Below are 22,883 nucleotides of genomic sequence, written 5' to 3'. Positions count from 1 at the left end.
CAGAGAAGTGCCTGTTCAGCGACTTGCGAGTTCGCGGTCGACGGCCTCGCGCAGCAAGCGGTGCACGGTCGGCGTGTCGATGAGGCGGGCCAGCCAGCGGTTGGACATGCCCTCCACAAGGGCGGTGCAGCGCAGCGCGGTGGCGTGCGGGTCCACGTCCGCCGGGATGCTGCCGTCGGCTTGGCCCTCCTGGATCATCCACTCCAGGTCGGTGACCCACCGCGCGGTGGCTTCCTTGACCATGGACCGCAGCGTCGGGTCGAACACCGCCGAGGCCCGCAGCTCACCCCAGACCGTGGAGTTCTCCCGCACGGCCTTGGTGTTCTGGAACTCCCGCAGCAGCGTGCTCAGCAGCTGCTCGCGGCCGGTGCGGCTGGGAGCGGTGGTGTAGGCGGTCGCCCGGTCGTGCACGAACTCCATCGCCGCCGCCAGCAGACCCTTGCGGTTGGTGAAGTAGTAGTAGATGAGCGTCGTGGACGCCCCGGCCTCCTGCGCGACCTCTTCCACCCGCAGCCCGCGAACGCCGCGCTGTGCGATCACCCGGCAGGTCGCCTCCAGCAACGCCCGGCGCCGATCCTTGCCTTCCGCCACGATCGTGAACTTACCCGTCCACCCGCCGGGTCTCCTCCTGAAGGAAGGTGCCGAACTCGGGTCCGTCCAGCCTGGCGTCGGTCCAGCCGTTCTTGGCGAGCGTCTGCGTCCACTGGGGGCTGTCCTGCAGCCGCCGCACGGCCTCGCGCAGGGCGTCGGTGTCGGCGGGTGCCAGGCCGGGCGGCGCGACGATGCCGCGCCAGTTGGCGAACACCACGTCGATGCCCGCCTCGCGGAAAGTGGGCACGGGCTGGGTGGGCACCCGTTCCGGGGTGGTGACGGCCAGCGCCCGCAGCTGCCCGGAGCTGATCTGCTCGGTGTACTCGTCCAATCCGGACACTCCGAACGCGACCTGGTGCCCGAGCAGCGCCGCCAGCAATTCGCTGCCGCCGTCGTAGCTGGACGAGGAGACCGACGGGATGCCCGCCGCCTTGGCGATCAGGCCCAGCGCAAGCTGGTCGGGGCCGCCGGGCTGCGAACCGATGCCCACCCGGAGGGCGGGGTCGGCCCGCCACGCCGCGATCAACTCGCCCACCGTCCGGTAGGCCGAGTCGCCGGGCACCACGAGGATGCCGGGCTCGCTGATCAGCCGCCCGATCGGCGTGGTGTCCCGGACCGTCACCGAGGATTGCTGCGCCGCCTGTGCGCCGACGGTGCCCAGGCCCATGACCATGACCAGCCGCGGATTGCCGCGCTCGGCGGCCAGCCGGTGCAATCCGAGCGTGCCGCGGGCGCCGGTCAGGTTGAACACCTCGGCGTCGCGCACGATGCCGGTGTCGTTCCAGGTCTTGGCCAGGGTGCGCGCTGTGCCGTCGAACCCGGAGCCCGGGGCGTTCGGCACCATGATCCGCAGGCCGTCCAGGTGTGGCTGCGCGCTGCCGCACCCGGCGGGCAGCAGCACCATGCTCAACACTGACAGCACCGTGACCAGGCGACGCATGCGCCTCAACCTACTCTGGGCGGACGAGACGGAGGTGGCGAATGCGCCCAAGGCTCACCCTGGCCGGGCGGTTCCTGATGCTCCAGTTGGGCATCGTGCTGCTCGTGGTGTGCGCCGTCGCCGGGGTGTCGCTGGCGCAGGCCGACGCCTCGTTCCGCCGCGACGAGGGCAGGCGGCTGCTGGCCGTCGCCGAGAGCGTCGCCGCGAACCCCGGTGTGCGGGTGGCCGTCACCGATCCCGCGGGCAACCAGGCGCTGGCCGCCTTCGCCGAGGCCGCCCGCAGCGGCTCCGGCGCCTCCTACGTGTTGATCGCCGACCCGGCAGGCGTGCTGCACACGGGCGCGGAGGCAGGCCATCCCGCGACGCTTGGCGACAGTCCGGTGCGGCAGGGCAGGGCGTGGGTCGGCATCGTCGACGACGGCAGCAAGTCGCTGGCCGCGCACAGCCCGGTGCTGGCCGACAACGGCGCCGTCATCGGCCTGGTCATCGCGGGCCGCCGCTACCCGACGCCGCTCGAGCAGCTGGCCTCGGCCACCCCCAACCTGCTGACCTACCTGCTGCTGGGCGGCGCGCTCGGGCTGGCCGGTTCGCTGCTGCTGGCCCGGCGGGTCAAGCGCCAGACGCTGGGCCTGGAGCCGAGCGAGATCACCGATCTGGTGGAGCGCCGGGTCGCGATGCTGCACGGCATCCGCGAGGGCGTCCTCGGTGTGAGCCCCGCGCACCGGGTCACCCTCGCCAACGACGAGGCGGTCCGCCTCCTGAACCTGCCTCCCGACGCGGTGGGCCGCCCGCTGAACGACCTCGGGCTGGAGCCGCTGCTGCTGGAGGTGCTGACCGGCCGCGTCGAAGGCCCCGACCAGGTGGTGCTGCGCGGCGACCGGGTGCTGGTGCTCAACCGGATGCCGGTGGACGTGCGCGGCAGGCCGGTGGGCGCGGTGATCACCCTGCGAGATCGCACCGAGCTCACCGCGTTGCAACGCGAGCTGGACGTCAGCCGCAACGCCACCGAGACGCTGCGGGCCCAGGCCCACGAGTTCTCCAACCGCCTGCACACCATCGCCGGGCTGATCGAGCTGGGGGAGTACGAGGAGGTCGTCCGCTACGTCAGCCGCGCGAGCCGCGCACATGAGGAGCTGACCACGCGGGTCACCGACCGGATCGCCGACCCGGCGCTGGCGGCGCTGCTGATCGCCAAGGCCAGTCTCGCCACCGAGCAGGGCGTGACGATGCGCATCGCGCCCGAGTCGGCGCTGCCCGTGTTGGACGAGGATCTGACCGCCGACTTGGTTACGGTGATCGGAAACCTGATCGACAACGCGTTGGAAGCACTGAGCGGGACCGGCTGGTTCGAGGTCGAGGTGCGCGCGGCCGGGAACGAGGTGATGGTGCGGGTGACCGACTCCGGCCCCGGCGTGCCCGCGGGCTTCGCCGAGGACGTCTTCCGCCGCGGCTACAGCACCAAGGAGGGCAGCCGCGGCGTCGGGTTGGCGTTGACCAGGCTGATCTGCACCCGCCGCGGCGGCGACGTCGCCGTGAACGGCCCGGTGTTCACCGCGCGGCTTCCGGTCGGGGAGGCGCCGTGATCCGGGTGCTGGTGGTGGACGACGACTTCATGGTCGCCAAGGTGCACGCGGGCTTCGTGGCCAAGGTGCCGGGCTTCGCGGTGGCGGGCGCGGTGCACACCGGCTCCGCCGCCATCGACGCGGTCCGCAAACTGCGCCCCGACCTGGTGCTGCTGGACATCTACCTGCCCGACATGTCCGGCTTGGAGGTGCTCCAACGCCTCCGCGAGGGCGCCGAGCCGGTGGACGTCGTGGTCATCACCGCCGCCCGCGACCTGGCCACCGTGCGCACCGCCCTGCGCGGCGGCGTGGTCAACTACCTGATCAAGCCGTTCACCTTCGACGCCCTGCGGGAACGCCTGGAGCGCTACGCGAGCGCCCACCACCGCCTGGCAGGCCCCACCGAGGTGGCGCAGCAGGACGTGGACCGCCTGTTCGGCGCCCTGCGCCCCGGCAAGACCGAACTGCCCAAGGGCCTGACCGGGCAGACCGCCGACCTGGTCGCCCGCGTGCTGCGCGAGTCGGAGACGGACCTGTCCGCCACCGAATGCGCCGAGCGCGCAGGCCTGTCCCGCGCCAGCGCCCGCCGCTACCTTGAGCACTTCGTGGACACCGGCCGCGCCGACGTGCGCCTGCGCTACCAGGCTGCGGGCCGTCCCGAACGCCGCTACTCCTGGCTGGACATGGCCTAGCTACCCGAGGCCCCAGAACGCGCCGATGAGCCCCACGCCGCGCAGGTAGTCGCCCGCCTCGGCGGGCTCGCGGCGCTGGTAGCCGCGTTCGAGCCGTCCCCGGTACCAGCCGCTCGCCAGCCACCACAGCGTCGACAGGTCCATCAGGTGACCCCGCTCGTTCCCGGTGGCGGCCAGCCAACTGTCCACACAGCCGGGGGAGCAGAAGATCCGCTGGTGGGCACACGTGTGGACCACGTCGTCCCACATCCGGGCCACCGGCACCAGGAAGTGCGCCACCTGTGTACCCGCGGGTGGGGACTGGGCGCCGACGTTCCAGGCGTGCGCGGCCGAGCAGGCCGGGCAGCGCGTCGCGATCAGCACCTCGCCTTCGGCGGGCAGCAGGTGGGGCAGCGCGAAGGAGTCCCACGCGCAGCCGCCCCACCACAGCGTTCGCCGTCCCATCACGGAGAACCCCAGCGGCACCGCGGAGAACGGGTGCGCCATGACGATCCGGTCCTCGGCGTCCAGCACGAGGTGCCGGTCCGCGGCCAACCTGCGCAGCCCGGAGCGCACCTCCGCGGAGTCGCCGAGGTCGGGCGGGGAGCCGGTGGCGGCGAACGCGGCGTACACCGCCAGCCGGAGGTCCTCCAGGTCCACTCAGCCGCCGATCTCCGACAGCCGGGGCACGAGTTCGCCGATCCGCTCGGCGAACTCGACCGGGTCGCGGTCGGGCATCAGGTCGAAGACCTCGATGCCGAGCGCGGCGTACTCCCGCGCCGCCGCCAGGAAGCCGTCCACGTCGTCGAGCACCGGCTTGGTGTACACGGCGGTCTTGGTGATGGCGTCGTAGTCGGTGCCCTCCGCGGCACAGTGTCGGCGGAGCACGTTCAGCTTGTGCGCCACTTCCTCGGTGCCGGTGGCGAACAGGTTGCAGGCGTCGGCGTAGCGGGCGGCCAGCAGCAGCGTCTTCCGCTCCCCACCGCCGCCGACCATGATCGGCGGATGCGGCCTGCTGATCGGCGCGGGTACGCACAGCGTCTCGGCCAGCCGGTAGTGCCTGCCCTCATACGGGCCGTTGTCGGCGCTCCACATCTGCTTGACGATCCGGATCGTCTCCTCCAGCCGCTCGAAGCGCTCGGCCACCGGCACCACCGGCACGCCGAGGCCGCGCTGCTCCCGCTCGTACCAGGAGGCGCCGATCCCGAAGAAGGACCGCCCGCCGGACAGCACGTCCACGGTGGTGACGATCTTGGCGAGCAGCCCGGGGTGCCGGTACATCACGCCGGTGACCAGCACGCCCAGTGTCATCCGCTCGGTCACCGCGGCCAGGTAGCCCAGCGCCGTGTACGACTCCAGCATGGGCTCGTCGGCGCTGGACCGGCCCGTCTGCATCTGGAAGAAGTGATCCATCACGGTGAACGAGTCCACCCCGGACTGTTCGGCGATCCGTGCCGTCGCACCAAGAGTGGGCGCGATCCGGCTCGGGTCATCGGGCTTCGAGAAGTTCCAGTAGTGCAGGCTGAGCTTCACCAGGTACCCCCTGCGTGCGGATGGGCGGCCAAACTCAGCATAGGCACAACCCGGCCTGTCCACAGTGGACCAGGTCGGTGTGGAATTCCCCTTAGAAGCCCGCCATGTTCGCGAACAGCCGCAGGCGTTTGGCGCGGAAGGTGCCGGGGGCGTAGCGCTGCTGCCAGCTGTCGTCCTCGGTCAGGAACAGACTGGGCTGGTTGGCCTGGCGCCGGTGCCGAAGCTGCTCGGTGACGCTGCGGTAGTAGTAGTGGTTGAACAGCCGGTTGAACTCGGTGAGGTAGATGTCGGCCACCCGCAGCGAACCGCGGATGAGCAGCATGTTCTCGTCGTTCTCCTTGGTGGACGCCGCGCTGAAGTTGGCCGACCCGGTGACCACGATCGGATCGGCCGACAGCGGGTCCACCAGCATGAACTTGGAGTGGATGTAGGCGACGTGGGTGTTGAGCTGGAGCTGTTTGGCGTTGGTCTCCCGCACCCACTGGTACACCGGGTCCTGGAGGAACGAGCCCCACGCCTTGTAGACGTTGTTCGCGGCGTTGACCCGGATGAACGGCGCCGTGCCGCGCCGGTTCGGGCGGTCTTCCTTCTCCAGCAGCATGAACACCAGGTGGTTCGCGTCGGTGTTGTCCTTGAGCAGGTCCTTGAACACCGGGTTGATGCCGAATGCCAGCGTGATGCACGCCTGGTCTTGTGCCGAGTCCAGCAGCCGCGCGTAGGAGTCCAGCACCGTCGCGTCCGGGCGGGGGCTGAACGCGGTCGTGATGCCGACGGGGATGCCCGCCAGGTCCGCGGGCACCGGGGACAGCGCGAGCACGGCCTCGCGGAGCGCCCGGTTCTTGCGGGTCTTCTCCGGGTTCGCGTCGCCTGCCAGCCCGCCGGGGTCCTCGGCCAGTAGCTCCCAATACTTCGCGTAGAGCGAGGCCGTCGCGGTGTCCCGGACCCAGTGCCCCACGTTGGTCTGGCCGTGGATGCCGCCGAGGGAGAGGTTGGTGGAGCCCGTCCACACCTCGAGCGGTTCCCCGCCGATGACCCGCACCATGAACTTGTTGTGCTGGATATTGGACTTGCGTGCCTGGCGCAGGGTCACGTTGGCGGTCAGACCGGCAGCCGCGACGAGCTTGAGGTTCTCCTCGCGCGGGAAGCTGGGGTGGAAGACGCCGTCCTTGTCGGTGAACTGGTTGACCTTGCCGTCCACGATGAGCCGCACGTCGACGCCGCGGTCCACGGCCTGCTTGAGCGCCTCGGCGACCGGCGGGTAGCGGAACTCGTAGAAGCAGCCCAGCAGTTGGTCGCCCGGCAGGCAGTCGCCGATAAACTTCAGCATCGCGTCGTCGAGGTCGCGACTCAGCCAGGCCAGGGCCTGCTCCCGCTTCTCCGGCGGCAGGTCGGCGATGCGCTTGGTGCCGAACTTGCGCTCGTAGGCTTGACTGCTGGCGACGCCGCGGTTGAAGAACACATCGTGCTCGCCGGTGGTGAACAGCGGCTCGGTGCGGACCTTCACCGAGAGCGGGCGGCCTGCGCGCTTGAGGTCACCGGGCACGCCGGTCAGCGGGTGGAACCGGTAGACGTATTCGTGGTCGGGCTTCGCGGTGAAGTCGTCCCACACGAAGCTCTGCACCGGATGGTCCAGGGTGCTCACCGCGGGACCGGACTTCGGTTCCGGTACCACCGACTTGAACACCTTGAATCCGGACATGAAACCGCCGCGGCCCGTCGCCGCGTCCATTCGCTCGACCGCGAAACCCAGCAATCCGGGTTTGAGTTCGTCCGCGACAAGAATCGCGAACGACACCGTGTTGACCCCGCTCACCGCGAACACCCGGCCCGCGGCTGCCTCCCTTGACCGGAACCTCATTTGGCACCGCCTCCCCGTCTTCCGACGGTAGCGGCGTATCGAGGCCGGTAGGCAGGGTATTCCCCGGAATGCAGCAAAGACTGTCTCGAAATGTGATACCGGTGAGACGCCATGGTCGCGGGGAATCCGGCAATTCCCCGCGACCTGGCCGCCGGGCAGCTCCGAGGGAGAGCGTGATCGGCCGGGAAGGTGAAGACATAACCAAGGAAGGGCGAATTCAGTATGTCCCCCAGGGCAAAACCGGTCCATCCCTCAGTACGGTCTTTCGATAATTACGCACAGTAATTGACCATTGCGGCCAGTATCTAGTATTCGGAATGAGTACTCACCGGTTTCTCCTTCCACCCGCCGGGTATGCCGCAGTCGGATTGCCGGACGGAAGGGGAGAGGTGCTGTGCGCGAGGAAATCCTGGTGCGGGAAATGTCGAACGGCGAGTTCGCCGCGGAGGTGGTCGAGGGTGACCAGACGACCCACCACCGGGTGGTCCTCACCGAGGAACTCGTCGACGAGCTGAATCTGCCTGGTCGGGAGGAGGACCGCATCGCCAGGGAGGGTGTCAAGTACCTGCTGGACCGCGAGCCCAACGCCGCGCTTCCGCATGACATCGACCTGGGTGTGGTTCGGGAATCCGATCCCGACTTCCTCGAGGAACTGCGGCTCCGCCTGGTCTGAGCGGTTCCGCCGACGAGGAGCGCCTACGGCGCCGCTAAAGCCCGCTCGGGAAGGTCTCCAACTCGGCGGCGGGTTCCTCCACCGCGTGCAGCGGCGTCAACGCCGTGGTGCGGTCGCAGTGCACGAAGGCGTGATAACGGCGGGCGGGCACCGTCGGCACGTAGTTGCCGCGCCGCTCGGCGTCGGGGTTGTAGACCACGCCGACGGCGCGGTGGCCCACCACCCGCGTGTCCTCAAGCCGCACGTACAGGGTGTCGGTGTCGGGCGCCGCCTCGTGCAACGCGGCCTCCAGGCTGCCCGGGCGGGCAGGCGGCAGTTCCATCTCCCACACGGGGCCGCCCCAGTACGGCGCCGCGGTGACCGTGCCCTGGTAGCTGCCGAAACCGACGCACACCACGCCGTCACCGGAATGGCGTTCCCGCATCAACTGGCCGAGGTTGACCATCCCGGCCGCGGCCATATCGGTCGCGCGGGCATCGCCGATATGGGTGTTGTGCGCCCAGACCACCGCCCTGGCTTCCGGGCCGTAGTGCTCCACCAGCCGGTCGAGGGTGTCGGCCATGTGGTGGTCGCGGATGTTCCAGGACTCCGGGCCGCCCTGCATCATCGCCCGGTAGTAGCGCTCCGCGCCCGCCACCGCCTCGGCGTTCTGCACGGCGTCGAAGTCCTCGCCCAGCATCGCGGTGAGCAGGTCGACGACCTCCCGCTCGCAGCCCTGCGGCACCAGCCGGGTCGCCATCGCGTAGTTCTGCGGGTCGCGGTCGTAGGGCTGGAAGCACAGGTAGGCGTCCAGCGCCGTGTCCAGGTGTTGCGGGGCACGCGTCCGAAGGTATTCCAGCACCGCGCGCAGCGAATCCCACAGGCTGTACACGTCGAGGCCGTGAAAGCCGACCGGGCGGCCGAGCCCGCCGCGGTTGTGCTCACGCAGCCACCGGGCGAACTCGGCGACCTCCTCGTTGGCCCACATCCACCGCGGCCAGCGGTCGAAGCGCAGCAGCGCCTCCCGCGGGTCCTCGACACCGGCCGTCACAGCCCGGTTCACCGCCTCGCAGTCCGGCCAGTCGCCCTCCACCGCGACGAAGGAGAAGCCGCGTTCCTCGATCAGGCGGCGGGTGATGGCGGCCCGGTGCCGGTAAAACTCCGCGGTGCCGTGGGTCGCCTCGCCCAGCAGCACGTATCGGGCCGATCCGATGGTCTCCAGCAGCGGCGTGAGGTCCATGACCGGGGAATACCCGCTCGCCGGTCGGGTACTTGCGCTGGTTTTGCCGCGGCCGGACATGGTTACGTCAAGAACATGACTTCGTGGTGGCGCAGCGCGGTGATCTTCCAGGTCTACATCCGCAGCTTCGCCGATTCCGATGGTGACGGCACCGGCGACATCCAGGGCATCCGGTCCCGGCTGCCGTACCTGCGGGCACTCGGCGTGGACGCGGTCTGGATCACCCCCTGGTATCCATCGCCGATGGCCGACGGCGGCTACGACGTCTCCGACTACCGGGCCATCCAGCCCGAGTTCGGCACCCTCGCCGCAGCCGAGGAGTTCATCGCCGAGGCACACCGCTGCGACCTGCGGGTGATCATCGACCTGGTGCCCAACCACACCTCCGACCGGCACGCCTGGTTCCAGCGTGCGCTCGAGGCGGGACCGGGCGCTCCGGAGCGCGAGCGGTACATCTTCCGGCCGGGCCGTGGACAGGCGGGGGAGGAGCCGCCGAACGACTGGTGCAGCGTGTTCGGCGGGCCCGCGTGGACGCGGGTGGCCGACGGCCAGTGGTACCTGCACCTGTTCGCGCCCGAGCAGCCCGACCTGAACTGGCAGCACCCCGAGGTGCGGGCGGAGTTCCTGGACATCCTGCGGTTCTGGCTGGACCGCGGCGTGGACGGCTTCCGCATCGACGTGGCGCACGGCTTGCTCAAGGACCCCGCCCTGCCCGATATCGGCGCCCACCACGAGGACGTGATGGAGCCGCCCAGCCGTGCCGACCACCCGCACTGGGACCGCGATGAGGTGCACGAGGTCTACCGCGAATGGCGGCGAGTGGTCGACGGCTACCCGGGGGAGCGGATCTTCGTTGCCGAGGCGTGGGTGGCCAAGCCGAGCAGGCTGGCCCGCTACGTGCGCGCCGACGAACTGCATACCGCGTTCAACTTCGACTTCCTGCGCTGCTCATGGCACCCCGAGCGGCTGCGGCAGGTCATCGACACCAGCATCGAGGCACTGCATGGCGTTGGCGCTCCCGCCACCTGGGTGCTGTCCAACCACGACGTGACCAGGCATGTCACCCGCTACGGCCGGGACGAGCACACCAGCGGCCACGGTCCGCGCAGCGAATTGCCGGAGCCGGTGGACCTGGAGTGCGGTCTGCGGCGGGCCAGGGCGGCGGCGCTGCTGATGTTCGCGCTGCCCGGCGGGGCGTATGTGTACCAGGGCGAGGAGCTTGGCCTGTGGGAGGTCGAGGACCTGCCGGTCGAACTGCTCCAAGACCCGACCTGGGAGCGCTCCGGGCGGACCGTGCGGGGCCGCGACGGCTGTCGGGTGCCGATCCCGTGGTCCGGGGAGGAACCGCCGTTCGGCTACGGACCCGACGGCAGCCGCCCGTGGCTGCCGCAGCCCGCCGAGTGGAAGGACTACACGGCGCAGGTGCAGACCGGCGACCCGCGTTCCATGCTCGAGCTGTACCGCTCCGCGCTGCGGCTGCGCCGCGAACACCCGGCGTTCGGCGACGGCACGATGAGGTGGCTGGACAGCCCGCCGGAGGTGTTGCTGTTCGCCCGTGAACCGGACCTGTGCTGCGCGGTGAACTTCGCCGCCACGCCGTTCCCGCTGCCTGCGGGCGCGGAGGTGCTGTTGGCCAGCGCCGCACTGGAGGACGGCGCGCTGCCGGAGGACGCCGCGGTCTGGTTCAGGGCGAGCGGTGCAGCCTGATCCAGCGGTAGCCGTACCCGTTGAGCTTCAGGTCGTCCAGGTCGACCTCATTGCCGTAGTCGGAGTCGCCCGCGAGGTTGAGCGGGGTGCTGTCCGCGGCCAGTGCCTTGCCCGGTGAGCAGACGCAGGGCTGGGTGCCGAGGTTGTGCAGGAACAGGATGCTGCCGCGGTCGCTGTTCGCGGTGTGCATCAGCACCTGTGGGTTGTCGCCGGTGATGATCGTGTGCTCGCCGGTGCCGATCTCCTCGCATTCGCGGCGGGTGTGCAGGATGCGCTCGAACCAGGTGAGCAGGCTGTGTGGATCTAGGCGCTGGTCGGTGACGTTGACCGCGGGGAACCCGTAGGGGCCCTCGGCGATCGGCGGCGCCGTGAGGCTGCCTTCGGGTGCGCGGGAGAACCCCGCGTTGCGGGTATTGGACCACTGCATGACCGTGCGGATCGCCTCCCGCTCGGGCAGCGACAGGTCCTCGCCCATGCCGATCTCGTCGCCGTAGCGCAGCACCGGGGTGCCGGGCATGGTCAGCTGCAGGCTGTAGGCCATCTCGATGCGCTTGCGGTCGCCGCCCAGCATGGTGGCCATCCGGCGGCGGATTCCCCTGTCGTACAGCTGCATTTCGGGTTCTGGGCCGAACTCGGCGAAGACGTCGGCGCGTTCCTCCTCGGTCAGCCGCCCGAGATCCACCTCGTCGTGGTTGCGCAGGAACGTCGCCCACTGCGCGTGCCGCGGCAGTTCCGGAAGCTGGTGCAGGATGTCGCGGATGGGAGTGGCGTCCTGCCTGGCCAGCGCCAGCATGATGGCTTGGTTCAGGCGGAACGCGAAGACCATCATCACCCGGCTGGCCTCGCCGTCGGCCTCCCCGAAGTACTCCAGCAGTTCACCGTTCTCGACGTTGGCCTCAGCCAGCAGCACCGCGTCCGCGCGTCGCCAGGACAGGGTTTCGCGGATCTCCCGCAGCAGCCCGAAATCGTGCTTGATCTCCTCATCATCGGGATCGTGCGTCTCGATCAGGAACGGGGCGGCGTCGATCCGGAAGCCCGCGACACCCAGTCGCATCCAGAACCCGATGATCTTGCGGATCTCCTCGCGCACCTCGGGGTTGTCGGTATTGAGCTCGGGTTGGAAGCGGTAGAAACGGTGCCGGTACCAGGCGTCGGCCTTCTTGTCGAAGGTCCAGGTCTCCTTCTCCACCCCGGGAAACACACTGCCCGCCCAGCGGTCGGCGGGTTCGGTGTCGGACCAGACGTACCAGTCGCGGTAGGGCGAGTGCCTGCTCTTGCGGGCGGAGCGGAACCACGGGTGCTGGTCGCTGGTGTGGTTGACCACCAGGTCCAACATGATCCGCAGGCCCCGCTCGTCGGCTTCGTTGAGCAACTCGGAGAAGTCGCCGAGGCTGCCGAACTTGGGGTCGATCGAGTAGTAGTCGGTGACGTCGTACCCGCCGTCCTGCCGCGGCGAGGGGTGCACCGGCCCCAGCCAGATGGTGCCGACGCCCAGCCGGGAGAGGTAGTCCAGCCTGCTGACCAGACCGCGGATATCGCCGAGCCCGTCATCGTCGGAGTCTTGGAAGGCCGAGATGTCGAGCGAGTAGATCACCGTGTTGCGATACCAGCGGTCTGCCATGCGTCAACTCCCGAATCGGCGCTCCCGCCTGGGAGGTAGCCCGATCCGGTTTGGACAAAACCGGCTTCAGCCGAACGTTTCGTTCTCCTCGGGGCGTCGGAGGGTCAGCGTCCACGCGAGCAGCACGCAGACCAGCGCGACGATCCCGAACCCGATCAGCCAGCCCTGGTCGAAAACCAGGCCGAGGATGAACAGGATGAAGCCGCCAGCGGCGGCACCCCAGATCCAGGTCTGACGGCGCACAGCCGACATGAGGTCTCCCTTCGCAGTCGAACCACCCTGGCGTATACCCACTTCGCCTGCCACCTCAACAACCCCCTCCGGGTGATTTGGCCCGGAGGCGCAATGCCAGGAATTGAATTGTATTGTCGTGGCTTCGCCGTTACCGAATTTCACACGGCAGGCGCAGCATTGTCCGGCCAAGCATACCTAGACTGATCCCCTCGTCCTGGACCTGGCCAGACCTGGACGATCCGTGGATGCCGCAAGCGCTTCCCTGCGGGACGCGCACCCGACAGCATGCCCACGTCGGCGGAAAAAATCGATGTGGGAGGTAATAGTGAAAAGAATTGTCAAGGCTGCTCGATTGGCGGGAACAATCGCGCTGGCTTTCGGTGGAATGGCAGTGCCGACATATGCCCACGCGGCGCCGGAGACCTGCAACGGCTGACCGCCACGCAGGTCGGCGGCGCGGGGGACGATGTACTGGTCGGTACCGCGGGCCGGGACGTGTTCGTCACTCTTGCGGGCGACGATGGTGCTGGGTCTCGCGGGGAACGACGTGGCCTGCCTCGGCGCGGGTGAGGACGTGTTGCTGGACGCGGGCGGCGCCACCACCGACACCGCCAACGGGGGAGCGGGCGCCGATGACCGCTGCCAGAACACCTTCGACGTGACCGTCGACTGTGAACTCGTCTTCTGAGGCGACCGTTCGGGTCTGCTGAGTTCACTGACGCGGCGGGGTCGCCCTGTCCGGCCCCGCCGCGTCTTCTTTCACCCCATTATTTCGTGCAAACAATGGCTTCAGTGATGAATGAAAACAATCGGTCCGCCGAGCCGAATGTGTGGAGGTGGCTGAAGCGCCTGACGGCGCTAGGGCAAGGGGCAGAGGAGGTCCGCTGATGTACGGCGGTTGTTTGTCCGTCGCGGTGTTCCGGGAACGGACAACACCGCGACGGTAGACATCGCGGTGCGGCGGGCGCTCGGCCAGCCGTTCACGGCGGCACGGGAGCGCCGCCCCACAGGCACGACGGGGGCCGGATCAGCATGACCAACAGACCACCCAACCTCGAGAAGTTCAAATACACGCTGCCCTACGCCAGCGAGTCCTTCGGTCTGATCCAGCCGTTACTGGGCTGGCGTTCGCAGCGCACGGTGGCTCGGTTCATCGAAGGCCTGCAACGCGCCGACGACGCCTTGCTCGCCACGGTGTCCCAGGTTGTCGCCCCGCAGGCCACCTATGTGAAGGGCGACGGCGGCATTCACCTGGCGGGCGAGGCGGCGGAGACCTTGGAGGCCGCCGCGGCCGACTCGCTGGTGCTGAAGACGGGCAGCACGCCGGTCCTCAAGCCGTACAGCCCCCTGATCGTCTCGGTGCTCGCCGACCTGGTCCACGCGCAGGTCAAGAACAAGGACCTGCGCGACCCGGCGACCTGGCTGCCGATGCTGAAGCGGGAGAACCTGGACGCCGTGCTGGCCACCCAGGTCGCGCCGGAGTTGTTCACCCGCGCCGCGGCGGTCGAACCGGACGGTGCCAAGCGCCAAGTGCTGATCACGACCATGGCGGCCAAGGAATCCCTGGTCGCGGGTCTGCTCAACTACCTCGCCGAGCAGAACCTGATGCCGACGCTGGCCGATCTGTTCACCCCGCCCGCCCAACCGGTGGTGGACGCCCAGCAGTACCGCGGCATCCAGCAGATGCTGGACCCGCTGGCGAACCTCAACCGGGCGGAGGCGGTCAACCGGGTCAGTCTCTCGCCGATCGGCATCGTGCACCTGTTCCGCCAGTACTTCTTCGAGTTCGACACCTTCCTCGGCCCGCCGGTCCAGCACGTCTGGCTCAGCCCCGGCGGCACCGTCGAGCTGATCGAAGCCACCACGCGGCGCACCCTGGTCGAGCGCACCGTGGAGGAGAGCCAGGAGATCACCGAGCAGCGGGAACGCGAGAGCAGCGTCGAGGACGAGGTCTCCACCGCGATCAAGCAGGAGAACGAGCAGAGCACCAAGCTGGGCTTCTCGGTGTCCTCCAACCAGCGCTGGGTCTGGGGCGACGCCAACGAGACCGCGACCATGGACCTGAGCAACACCCAGAAGCAGGCCAGGGAACAGGCGCACAAGCAGATGCGCCAGCAGAGCGAGCGGATCAGCACCGAGATCAAGCGCAGCTTCAAGACCACGTTCCGCACCGTCACCGAGACCACCGACTCGACCAGCCGCCGGTACGTCCTGCAGAACACCACCGACAAACTGCTCAACTACGAGCTGCGCCGCAAGATGCGCAGGGTCGGGGTGCAGGTGCAGGACCTGGGCACCCAGCTCTGCTGGCAGTCCTTCGTCGACGACGCGGGCGCCGCGCTGGGCCTGTCCAAGCTGGTGCACATCGCCGCGCCGCCGGACGCCACCGCGGTCGCGCCCGCCAACGAGCTGCCGGTGCCGGAGGAGTACACCGAGGACGTCAACGTCCGCTTCGGCTATCCCTTCAGCGGCTACATCCGCCCGGTGGGCGGCTCGGGGCTCGGCCTTTGGATCGCCGACGTCGAGCTGAGCCCGAGGGACGGCTACGAGCCGCTGAAGGTCGGCGAGCCGCGGTGGACGGCGGAGGCCGCCACGGTGAAGCTCAAGCTGAACCGGAAGAAGGAGGAGGCGCCAGAAGGCGTTCCGGAGCCGAGGCAGCCCGCGCTGTCGGTCTACATCTACGACGCGCACGGCAAGAGGAACGAGCTGTTCGCGTTCACCGTTCCGGTGACCTACCGGCCCACCGCGGACAAGCTCAAGCAGATCGCCGACCAGAACAAGCTGTTGGCGGCCAAGCGCGACCTCGAACTGGACCAGAAGCAGCGCGAGGCCTACCTCAAGGCCGCCGCCGAGCGGGTCGCCGCGGCGAGCAAGATCCAGGTGCGGGACTACGACGTGCTCCGCGAGGAGGAGCGGGTCGTGGTCTACCGAAGGCTGCTGGAGCAGCTGATGACGGTCAACGGCCGCACCCCGACGCAGCCGGTGGTGCTGCACAAGCTTTCGGAGCTGATCAGCTCGATCTTCGACGTGGAGGCGATGCTGTACTTCGTCGCGCCGGAGTGGTGGCGGCCGCGCCTGCACGAGGCCCATCCGAGCTTCGCCCCGGAACTGGACCGGCTCGGCAACCCCAAGCTGGAGACCCCGGGCGGCATCCCGGTGCGCGACCCCGCCATGAAAATGGCCGTGGAGCGCGTGATCCGCAACAGCCCGACCAGCCTCGACCGGCACACGGTCGGCTGGGCGAGCAACGAGGACATGCAGCGCAGGGACAACTACTTCATCACCGCCGACTCCGCGCCCGCCCGGATGGGTTCCTCGCTGGGCTGGCTGATGCAGCTCGACGGCGACCACCAGCGCAACGCCTTCCTCAACGCGCCCTGGGTCAAGGCCGTGGTGCCCATCCGCCCCGGCAAGGAGCTGGCCGCGCTGAAGTGGCTGTCCGACCCCAGCATCGAGGGCTCCGACGGGTTGGACGACCTCTACCAGCCCGCGTCGGCGGGGGAGAACGCCCAGATCCTCAAGAGGCTGCGCGAGTATCCGTGGACCGATCCGGCGCTGGTGACCCGCTACCGCACCCTCGACCCGTCCCAGCTGACCATCCGGGACGTGCTGCGCTACGTGGCGATCACCGTGACCGCCAAGCACGCCGACGGCCAAGAGGTCGTCTCCGAACGGCTGGAGCCGGGCGTCACGCTGAACTACCTGCGCCCCGACATGGTGTACGAGAAGGGCTTCGACCCGCTGGACAAGGGCTTCAAGGCCGAGAGCGAGGACGGCTACGAGGTCTTCGACCAGTGGATCGAGGTGCTGCCCACCGACCAGGTCGCCGTGGTCGAGGTCAAGTACGACCCCAAGACCGGCCAGCAGGTCTGACCGGCGATGGCACCCATCCAGCCACCACGCATCGAGCCGCCTGCCACGCCCGCTCGGCCGCTGCCGCGGTTGGTGACGGCACCCTCGGCGACCCCATCGCCGAGGGTGCCAGCCCCGCCGCGCAACCGCCGGTTCCTGCCCGACCTGACCGGGTTCTGGGAGGCCGACGGTGACCGGGACAACCCGGTGTGCCCACTGCTGGTGCAGATCAACCAGGTCGGCGGCGCGCTGGCGATCTGGTTCAGCCGCCCGCCCACCGGACTGGCCGGGTTCCGGTCGGTGCCGGTGCGGGGCCGAACGGACTGGACGCACGGCGTGGCGCGGGCCTTCGCGGTGGACCGCAGCGGGGCCAACCTGGTCGAGAAGGTGGGCCTGATCCCGGTCGGCTGGTTCATCGCCGAGTCGCGGCCGGGGCCGCCCAACCCGCTGGATGCGGCCGCCACCGACCGGTTCAACCCACTGGACCCGTGGCTTGCGGACGGGCCCGAGCTGGTGAAAGGGTTCCGCGGGCAGGGCTTCCTCCAGTACGTCCCCGGACGGCAGCCCCGGCTGCTGCTGAACTTCGAGCGCGGTGGCCCCACCCTGCGGCTGAGGTGGGTCTCCTCCGTGGTGCGGTGGCCACGGCGGCTGATCGGCAAACTGCCGGAACCGCTGCGCACCCAGGTGCTCATCGACCAGAGCCGTCCGGTCCCGACCGGTGTCGAGACGGAACGGCTCTCGCTGCTCACCAGTGAGCGCGTCGGCCCGGACGCGGTGCTCGTCAAGCCGCGCCTCGACGTCGAACTGGAGGCGTGGAAGCGGGAACTGGACCGTGGCGAGGACCAGCGCAGGACGGCGACCCGCGCCCGCATCGCCAAGCTGCTCCAGTTCGGGCTGGAGGAGCCGTGGCGGACCCGGCTGCTGGGCGTGATGGCGATGTACGGGCACACGCACGTGCTGGACCTCGGCGGCACGAGCCGCACCTACTACCAGTGGCTGCACGAGGTGCTGGCCGATGAGGTCAAGTTCGCCGACAAGGCACATGAGACCGCCATGCCGACCCAGCGGGTGCAGGAGGCCATCCGCGCGCTGGGGGTCGGCGCCGAGGCGACGTTTCTGTACCGGTTGACCTTCCACGATGTCGGGAAGCAGCACACGGTGCTGGCGGCCAGGCTCGGCGTCTTCCTCGCGAAGGTGGACATCGAGAAGTTCAAGCTCAGGTTCAAGCTCAACGACAAGGGCGAGCGGATCTACGACAAGTACGGCAGGCCCGAGACCGAGCCGCCGGAGCAGGTGGCCTGGAAGAAGGCGTTCACCGGGATGTGGGCGGTCCTCGGCAGGATGGACGCGGGCCTGTCGATCGAGCACGGCTTCGAGACCAAGCCCAAGCTCAAGGATGTCGCGCGGGAAAAGCACATCGACATCAAGGAGATGACGCTGGAGGAGGTGCAGGCGGCGACCAAGCGCGAGCCGTTCAAGACCAAGAACCTCGACCTTGGCAGCGTCGATTTCCGCTCCGAGCTCGACCTCGAATCGCCGGTGGACTTCGGCGGCTCGCTGCTCACCGTCGCCTCCACGGTCATCGGCAAGGTCAAGGCGGGCAACATCATCTCGTCCAGCCTCGTCGACAGCTCGCTGTGGCAGTTGCGTGTTCCCGACCACGGCTGGATGACCGCGATCGTGGACAAGGACGGTCTCTCGCTGCTCAAACCGCCGTCCAACTGGGGCAACCTGCTGGTGAAGAGCTGGTGGGAGGACTTCGTGCCGCAGTCCTACGAGCTGACCGGCTTCCGCATCGGCATGAGCGTCGGGGTCATCGCGACGCTGGACCAGCTTCGCGACAAGCCGTATCGCGGCGCGACCCGCCCGGAGTTCGCGGACGAGAAGAAGTCGCTGGATGCCAGGGCGTCGGCGATGTTCCAGTACTACTCGGCCAACCTCGACGCGGACGAGCCCGGCGACAGCACCGGGCGGATGCGCTTCGAACGGGACCTGGCCGAGATCAGGGCCGTGCTCGACGCGGAGGGGCCCGCCCCGATGCTGCTCGGCTTCACCTCGCCGGAGGGGCGGGAGCCGCTGAACGACCAGCTCGCCGAGGACCGGGTGAGAGCAGCGGCGCAGGCGATGGCCGACGCGCTGGGAGCGTTCAGCCACCGTCCGCCCTCCCTCGGCGTCTCGCACGGCGAGTACCCCGCCAAGGCGGAAGGCCAGCTCATCATCTCGGGCATCCCGGTCACCGGTGGCGGGCTGCCCGATCCGGAGAAGTACCCCTCGCTCGAAGCGTTCCGGCGGTCCAAGGACGGCCCCACCGAGCGGGAATGGCCGCGCTGGCGACGCGTTGACCTGTACGTGGAGGGGGAGTTGGTCAGCCGCTACCTGACCGCGGCACCACGGCCGTCCCCGCCATGATGGTCCGGGATCTCACGAAGGAGTGGGTTGGGTGGATCACGACGAGCTGTCGCGGCGGTTCTCCGCGTTGACCACGGCGCACATCGCCGATGGGTGCATTCGGGCTCAGGTGCCGGTGCGGTGTGTTTCGCTGCGGGCGGTGGAGCCCGGTGGTCGGGTGGCAGGTCGGGTCGTGCCCGCTCGGCATGTGGGCAGCGTGGACGTCTTCCTGGAGGCCTTCGAGGGTGCCGAAGCCGGTGACGTGTTGGTGGTGGACAACGGAGGGCGTCGGGATGAGAGCTGTGTCGGGGATCTGGTGGCGCTGGAGGCGCGGGCGGCGGGGCTGTCGGGTGTCGTGATCTGGGGGCTCCACCGGGACACCGCGGACATCCGGGCGATCGGGCTGCCGGTGTTCAGCCTCGGCTCGATTCCCACCGGTCCGCTCAGCCTCGACGTTCGGCCCGATGGCGCCTTGGAGCGGGCCGCGGTGGGGGAGTGGACGGTAGGTCGGGAAGACGTGGTGTTCGGCGATGACGACGGCGTGGTGTTCGTGCCTGCCGACCGCGTCGGCGAGGTCGTGGCGCTGGCGGAGTCGATCCGGGACACCGAGCGGCGGCAGGCGGACCGGATCCGCGGCGGTGAGCCACTGCGGAGCCAGGTGCGATTCGACGACTTTCTCGCCGCGCGCCGGGAAAACCCGGACCTGACCTTCCGCGAGCACCTGCGGGCGGTGGGCGGGGCGATCGAGGAGTAACACTGCTCATTGCGTGGCGCAGCAACAAGTTGACTGGAGCGTGGTCGAGACTTAGCGCTATGTGGCGTCGGCGTGGTCTCGCCTCACCGACGGGTAAAGGGTTTCCCGCGGTCTGGCCTGGCCCGAATTCGGCGGCTATTCCTGGTAGGCGGTTTGTCCGCTTGGGTCGCGATGGTGTTGTCGCGAGCGGAAAAGCCGGGAAGTGAGCCGTCTCAAATGCGAAATCGTTTTCGTTCCGTATTGGCCGCACTCGCCGTGACTGCGGCGGTTCTGCCCGCGGCCGCGGGCGCCGCCCATGCCGAGGGGATCACCCTGACCTTCACCGCGGTGGAGGGCCCCACTCCCACTACGTTCACCTTCACCGGCCTGAAGGCCGATGAGTGCTACAAGGTGAAGTCACCTGCCCTGGTGCCCGCGGGCAAGTCCTCCGTCGATGGCGGCGACGCCACCCTCTTCGCCACGCCGAACTGCCACGAAGAGGGCGAGGAGAACGAGAACGAGGAAGGCGAGAACGAGAACGAGAACGAAAATGAGAATGGCGGGCTCGCCGTTCCCAACCAGAAGGACATTCGCGTCATGTCGTTCACGGTCGCCGAAAAGGAAGCCGACCGCGTCTGACGCACGGCCTTGAGTGGGTGCCCCTGCGCGATCGCGCAGGGGCACCGCTTGCTCAGCGCCTGCCGTAGGTGAGGCCGTGGCCGAACGGGAACAACGCGGCCTTGCCGTCGCCGGTGTTGATGGGTTGTTGGGTCGCCGACCGCATCCACGTGACCGGCAGCTTGCCGGTCGGTCGGGTGTCGCCGAAGAGGACGTCGGCGACGCCCTGGCCCTCGGTGCCCGGCAGCCAGGCCGCGAGCAGTGCGTTCCACTCCGGCAACTGGGCGGCGATGTCCAGCGGCCTGCCGGACACCAGCACCACCACGACCGGTTTGCCCGCCGCCTTCACCTTCGCCAGCGTGGCCAGGTCCTCGGCGTCCAGGCCCATCTCGCCGGGCCGGTCGCCCTCGTACTCGGCGTAGGGCTTCTCGCCGATCACCGCCACCGCCACGTCGTAGCTTGCGTCCATGCCGTTGCCGCCGCGCTCGTAGGTGATGTTCGGGTTGAGCGCCCGCATGCCCTGCAAGATCGTGGTGCCGGGCGTGATCGGTCCGCTGGAACCCTGCCAGGAGATGGTCCAGCCGCCGCTCTGGTTGCCGATGTCGTCGGCGGACTTGCCAGCCACGAAGATCTTGCCCGTCTTGGACAGCGGCAGCACCCGGCCGTCGTTCTTCAGCAGCACTTGAGACTCGCGGACCGCCTGCCGGGCCAGCGCTCGGTGCTCGGCGGAGCCGATGGTCGCGGTGAATGACCGGTCGGTGAAGGGCCGCTCGAACAGGCCGAGCTGGAATTTCTTGGTCAGGATGCGGCGGTTGGCGTCGTCGATGCGGGACATCGGGACCCGGCCGGAGCGCACCTCGTCGAGCAGGATGGCGATGAACTTCCGGTAGTCGTACGGCACCATCACCATGTCGATGCCCGCGTTGATCGCGGTGCGGACCTCCTCGGGCGTGAAGCCCTCCTGGCCGTCGATCTTGTCGATGCCCTGCCAGTCGGAGACCACGAACCCGGTGAAGCCCAGTTCGCCCTTGAGCACGTCGGTGATCAGGTAGCGGTGGCTGTGCAGTTTGACCGCGTTCCAACTGCTGTAGGAGATCATCACCGACCCGACGCCGCGTTCGATCGCGGACTTGAACGGCGGGAGGTGGATCGCCCGCAACTCGCCCTCGTCGACCTGCGTGTCGCCCTGGTCCTTGCCGCCCGTGGTGCCGCCGTCGCCCACATAGTGCTTGGCGGTGGCCAGCACCGAGGCCGGGCGGTCCAGCGCCTTGCCCTGCAGCCCGGTCACGATGCCGCTCATCGCGCTCGCCAACTCCGGGACCTCGCCGAACGACTCGTAGGTGCGCCCCCACCGGTCGTTGCGGGCCACGCACAGGCACGGCGCGAAGTCCCAGTCGATGCCGGTGCCCGCGATCTCCTTGGCCACCGCCCCGCCGATGCGTCGCACCAGCGCGGGATCGCGGGTGGCGCCGAGTCCGATGTTGTGCGGGAAGATCGTCGCGCCGTGCACGTTGTTGTGGCCGTGCACGGCGTCGATGCCGTAGATCAGCGGGATCTTCAGCGGACTGGTCAGCGCGGCGCGCTGGAAGCCGTCGTACATGTCCGCCCAGGACTGCGGGGTGTTCGGGTTGGGTGCGCTGCCGCCGCCGGAAAGCAGGGAACCCAGCCGGTAGGTGGCGATATCGGCCGGGTTGGCCGCCACCGCGCTGCGCTCGGCCTGGGTCATCTGCCCGACCTTGTCCTCAAGGGACATCCGCGCCAGCAACTGCTCGACGCGGTCCTTCACAGTCGGGCGGTGCGCCTCTGCGGGCACAACGGTCGCGAGCACCGTGACCAGGGTGATGCCCAGCGCCGCGAGTCGAATCGGTGGAAACGTCATGCAGGGCCTCCGTGGGAGCGAAGGGACAAAACGCCGGACCCACGTTAGGTTTTGTTTCGACCCACAACAAACATCTTCACTGAGATGGCCTAGACCTTCCGCGGCCGAACGGCGAACCGCCGTCTTGGCGCCGCGACCGTGGCGCAGGCGCCGCTCGGATCAGGTCCGCCGAGACGCACCTCCTGGCGGTCAGCCGAGCTTGGCCGCCTCTGCTGCCAGTCCGGCGATGCGAGCCCAGTCCTCGGCTGCCATCGCGTCCGCAGGGGTGAGCCAGGAGCCGCCGACGCAGCCGACGTTGGGCAGTGCCAGGTACTTCTGCGCGGTCGCCTGCGTGATGCCGCCGGTCGGGCAGAACCTGAGCTGGGGGAGCGGCCCGTGGGCGGCCTTGAGGAACGCCGCCCCGCCGACCGCCTCGGCGGGGAAGAACTTCGCCTCGGTGATTCCGCGCTCGAGAAGTCCCAGCATTTCCGACAGGGTGGACACCCCCGCCAGGAACGGCAGTCCACTGTCCTGCATCGCGTCCAGCAACGACGGTGTGCACCCCGGGCTCACCAGGAATCGTGCACCCGCATCCACGGCCTGTGTCACCTGCTCCGCCGAGGTGATCGTGCCCAGCCCGACGAGTACATCGGGCAGCTGCGCCGCGATCCGCTCGACGCCGCCCAGCGCGGCGGCCGTGCGCAACGTGATCTCGATGATCCGCACCCCACCGTCTCGCAGCGCCCCCGCCAGCGGGACGGCGTGCTCGACCTCCGACAGCACAACCACCGGGATGACGGGGGAGACGTCCAACGGACTGGTCAC

General features: G+C 69.1%; 19 protein-coding genes. 9 read left to right on the top strand and 10 right to left on the bottom strand.

Features of this window, described 5'->3' with window-relative positions; all coding sequences use genetic code 11:
* Positions 1-15: 15 nt before the first annotated feature.
* Entirely contained in the window at positions 16-591 is a 576-nt protein-coding gene (locus ACU6XJ_RS26825) for a TetR/AcrR family transcriptional regulator (protein WP_476317506.1), read from the bottom strand.
* A 10-nt stretch (positions 592-601) separates the two neighbouring features.
* Positions 602-1,531, bottom strand: coding sequence for a Bug family tripartite tricarboxylate transporter substrate binding protein (locus ACU6XJ_RS26820; RefSeq protein ID WP_476317503.1), 930 nt, complete (start codon positions 1,529-1,531; stop codon positions 602-604).
* A 41-nt stretch (positions 1,532-1,572) separates the two neighbouring features.
* Here ACU6XJ_RS26820 and ACU6XJ_RS26815 point away from each other — a divergent pair, with 41 nt between their 5' ends.
* Both ACU6XJ_RS26815 and ACU6XJ_RS26810 read left to right on the top strand, forming a co-directional pair.
* Entirely contained in the window at positions 1,573-3,114 is a 1,542-nt protein-coding gene (locus tag ACU6XJ_RS26815) for a sensor histidine kinase (RefSeq protein ID WP_476317500.1), read from the top strand.
* Positions 3,111-3,785 (top strand): response regulator, encoded by a 675-nt coding sequence (locus ACU6XJ_RS26810; protein ID WP_476317497.1) that lies wholly within the window; start codon positions 3,111-3,113, stop codon positions 3,783-3,785. The genes ACU6XJ_RS26815 and ACU6XJ_RS26810 overlap by 4 nt, the downstream gene beginning before the upstream one ends.
* Here the strand turns inward: ACU6XJ_RS26810 and merB are convergent, their stop codons facing one another.
* From merB to ACU6XJ_RS26795, 3 genes are all read right to left on the bottom strand, one after another.
* On the bottom strand, positions 3,786-4,424 hold the full coding sequence (merB, locus tag ACU6XJ_RS26805; RefSeq protein WP_476317494.1) for an organomercurial lyase: 639 nt from the start codon (positions 4,422-4,424) through the stop codon (positions 3,786-3,788).
* Positions 4,425-5,297: an LLM class F420-dependent oxidoreductase gene (locus ACU6XJ_RS26800; protein WP_476317491.1), complete on the bottom strand. Its 873-nt coding sequence runs from the start codon at positions 5,295-5,297 to the stop codon at positions 4,425-4,427.
* 91 nt (positions 5,298-5,388) lie between these two features.
* A complete protein-coding gene (locus tag ACU6XJ_RS26795; RefSeq protein WP_476317488.1) occupies positions 5,389-7,155 on the bottom strand; it encodes a phospholipase D-like domain-containing protein in 1,767 nt (588 codons plus the stop codon).
* Positions 7,156-7,549: 394 nt separating this feature from the next.
* Between ACU6XJ_RS26795 and ACU6XJ_RS26790 the strand changes: the two genes are divergently transcribed.
* The gene (locus tag ACU6XJ_RS26790; RefSeq protein ID WP_476317485.1) at positions 7,550-7,828 is read left to right on the top strand and encodes a hypothetical protein; all 279 of its coding nucleotides are present in this window, start codon (positions 7,550-7,552) and stop codon (positions 7,826-7,828) included.
* A gap of 34 nt (positions 7,829-7,862) precedes the next feature.
* Here the strand turns inward: ACU6XJ_RS26790 and ACU6XJ_RS26785 are convergent, their stop codons facing one another.
* Positions 7,863-9,047, bottom strand: a complete 1,185-nt coding sequence (locus tag ACU6XJ_RS26785; protein WP_476317482.1) for an erythromycin esterase family protein — start codon at positions 9,045-9,047, stop codon at positions 7,863-7,865.
* Between the two features lie 75 nt (positions 9,048-9,122).
* On the opposite strand from ACU6XJ_RS26785, the gene ACU6XJ_RS26780 reads away from it, so the two are divergent.
* Positions 9,123-10,754 carry a glycoside hydrolase family 13 protein gene (locus tag ACU6XJ_RS26780; RefSeq protein ID WP_476317479.1) on the top strand — a complete coding sequence of 544 codons (1,632 nt, stop codon included), beginning with the start codon at positions 9,123-9,125 and terminating at the stop codon, positions 10,752-10,754.
* Here the strand turns inward: ACU6XJ_RS26780 and ACU6XJ_RS26775 are convergent.
* Together ACU6XJ_RS26775 and ACU6XJ_RS26770 are read right to left on the bottom strand one after the other, a co-directional pair.
* Entirely contained in the window at positions 10,732-12,375 is a 1,644-nt protein-coding gene (locus ACU6XJ_RS26775) for an alpha-amylase family protein (RefSeq protein ID WP_476317476.1), read from the bottom strand. The genes ACU6XJ_RS26780 and ACU6XJ_RS26775 overlap by 23 nt on opposite strands.
* 66 nt (positions 12,376-12,441) lie before the next feature.
* Positions 12,442-12,627 carry a hypothetical protein gene (locus tag ACU6XJ_RS26770; protein WP_476317473.1) on the bottom strand — a complete coding sequence of 62 codons (186 nt, stop codon included), beginning with the start codon at positions 12,625-12,627 and terminating at the stop codon, positions 12,442-12,444.
* A 490-nt stretch (positions 12,628-13,117) separates the two neighbouring features.
* Here ACU6XJ_RS26770 and ACU6XJ_RS26765 point away from each other — a divergent pair, with 490 nt between their 5' ends.
* The 5 genes from ACU6XJ_RS26765 (at position 13,118) to ACU6XJ_RS26745 (ending at position 20,221) form a co-directional block, all read left to right on the top strand.
* Positions 13,118-13,297, top strand: coding sequence for a hypothetical protein (locus ACU6XJ_RS26765; RefSeq protein WP_476317470.1), 180 nt, complete (start codon positions 13,118-13,120; stop codon positions 13,295-13,297).
* A 344-nt stretch (positions 13,298-13,641) separates the two neighbouring features.
* The gene (locus ACU6XJ_RS26760) at positions 13,642-16,482 is read left to right on the top strand and encodes a hypothetical protein (protein WP_476317467.1); all 2,841 of its coding nucleotides are present in this window, start codon (positions 13,642-13,644) and stop codon (positions 16,480-16,482) included.
* Positions 16,483-16,488: 6 nt separating this feature from the next.
* The gene (locus tag ACU6XJ_RS26755; protein WP_476317464.1) at positions 16,489-18,870 is read left to right on the top strand and encodes a hypothetical protein; all 2,382 of its coding nucleotides are present in this window, start codon (positions 16,489-16,491) and stop codon (positions 18,868-18,870) included.
* A gap of 31 nt (positions 18,871-18,901) precedes the next feature.
* A complete protein-coding gene (locus tag ACU6XJ_RS26750; RefSeq protein ID WP_476317461.1) occupies positions 18,902-19,603 on the top strand; it encodes an RraA family protein in 702 nt (233 codons plus the stop codon).
* A 255-nt stretch (positions 19,604-19,858) separates the two neighbouring features.
* Positions 19,859-20,221, top strand: coding sequence for a hypothetical protein (locus ACU6XJ_RS26745; protein WP_476317459.1), 363 nt, complete (start codon positions 19,859-19,861; stop codon positions 20,219-20,221).
* A gap of 52 nt (positions 20,222-20,273) precedes the next feature.
* On the opposite strand, the gene ACU6XJ_RS26740 is transcribed toward ACU6XJ_RS26745, so the two are convergent.
* Both ACU6XJ_RS26740 and eda read right to left on the bottom strand, forming a co-directional pair.
* On the bottom strand, positions 20,274-22,079 hold the full coding sequence (locus tag ACU6XJ_RS26740; RefSeq protein ID WP_476317457.1) for a glycoside hydrolase family 3 protein: 1,806 nt from the start codon (positions 22,077-22,079) through the stop codon (positions 20,274-20,276).
* A gap of 189 nt (positions 22,080-22,268) precedes the next feature.
* Positions 22,269-22,883, bottom strand: coding sequence for a bifunctional 4-hydroxy-2-oxoglutarate aldolase/2-dehydro-3-deoxy-phosphogluconate aldolase (gene eda, locus ACU6XJ_RS26735; protein WP_476317454.1), 615 nt, complete (start codon positions 22,881-22,883; stop codon positions 22,269-22,271).

This window comes from Actinorectispora metalli (assembly GCF_056323685.1).
The sequence above is the reverse complement of the archived record's forward strand: the minus strand, read 5'-3'. Positions and strand labels throughout refer to the sequence as shown.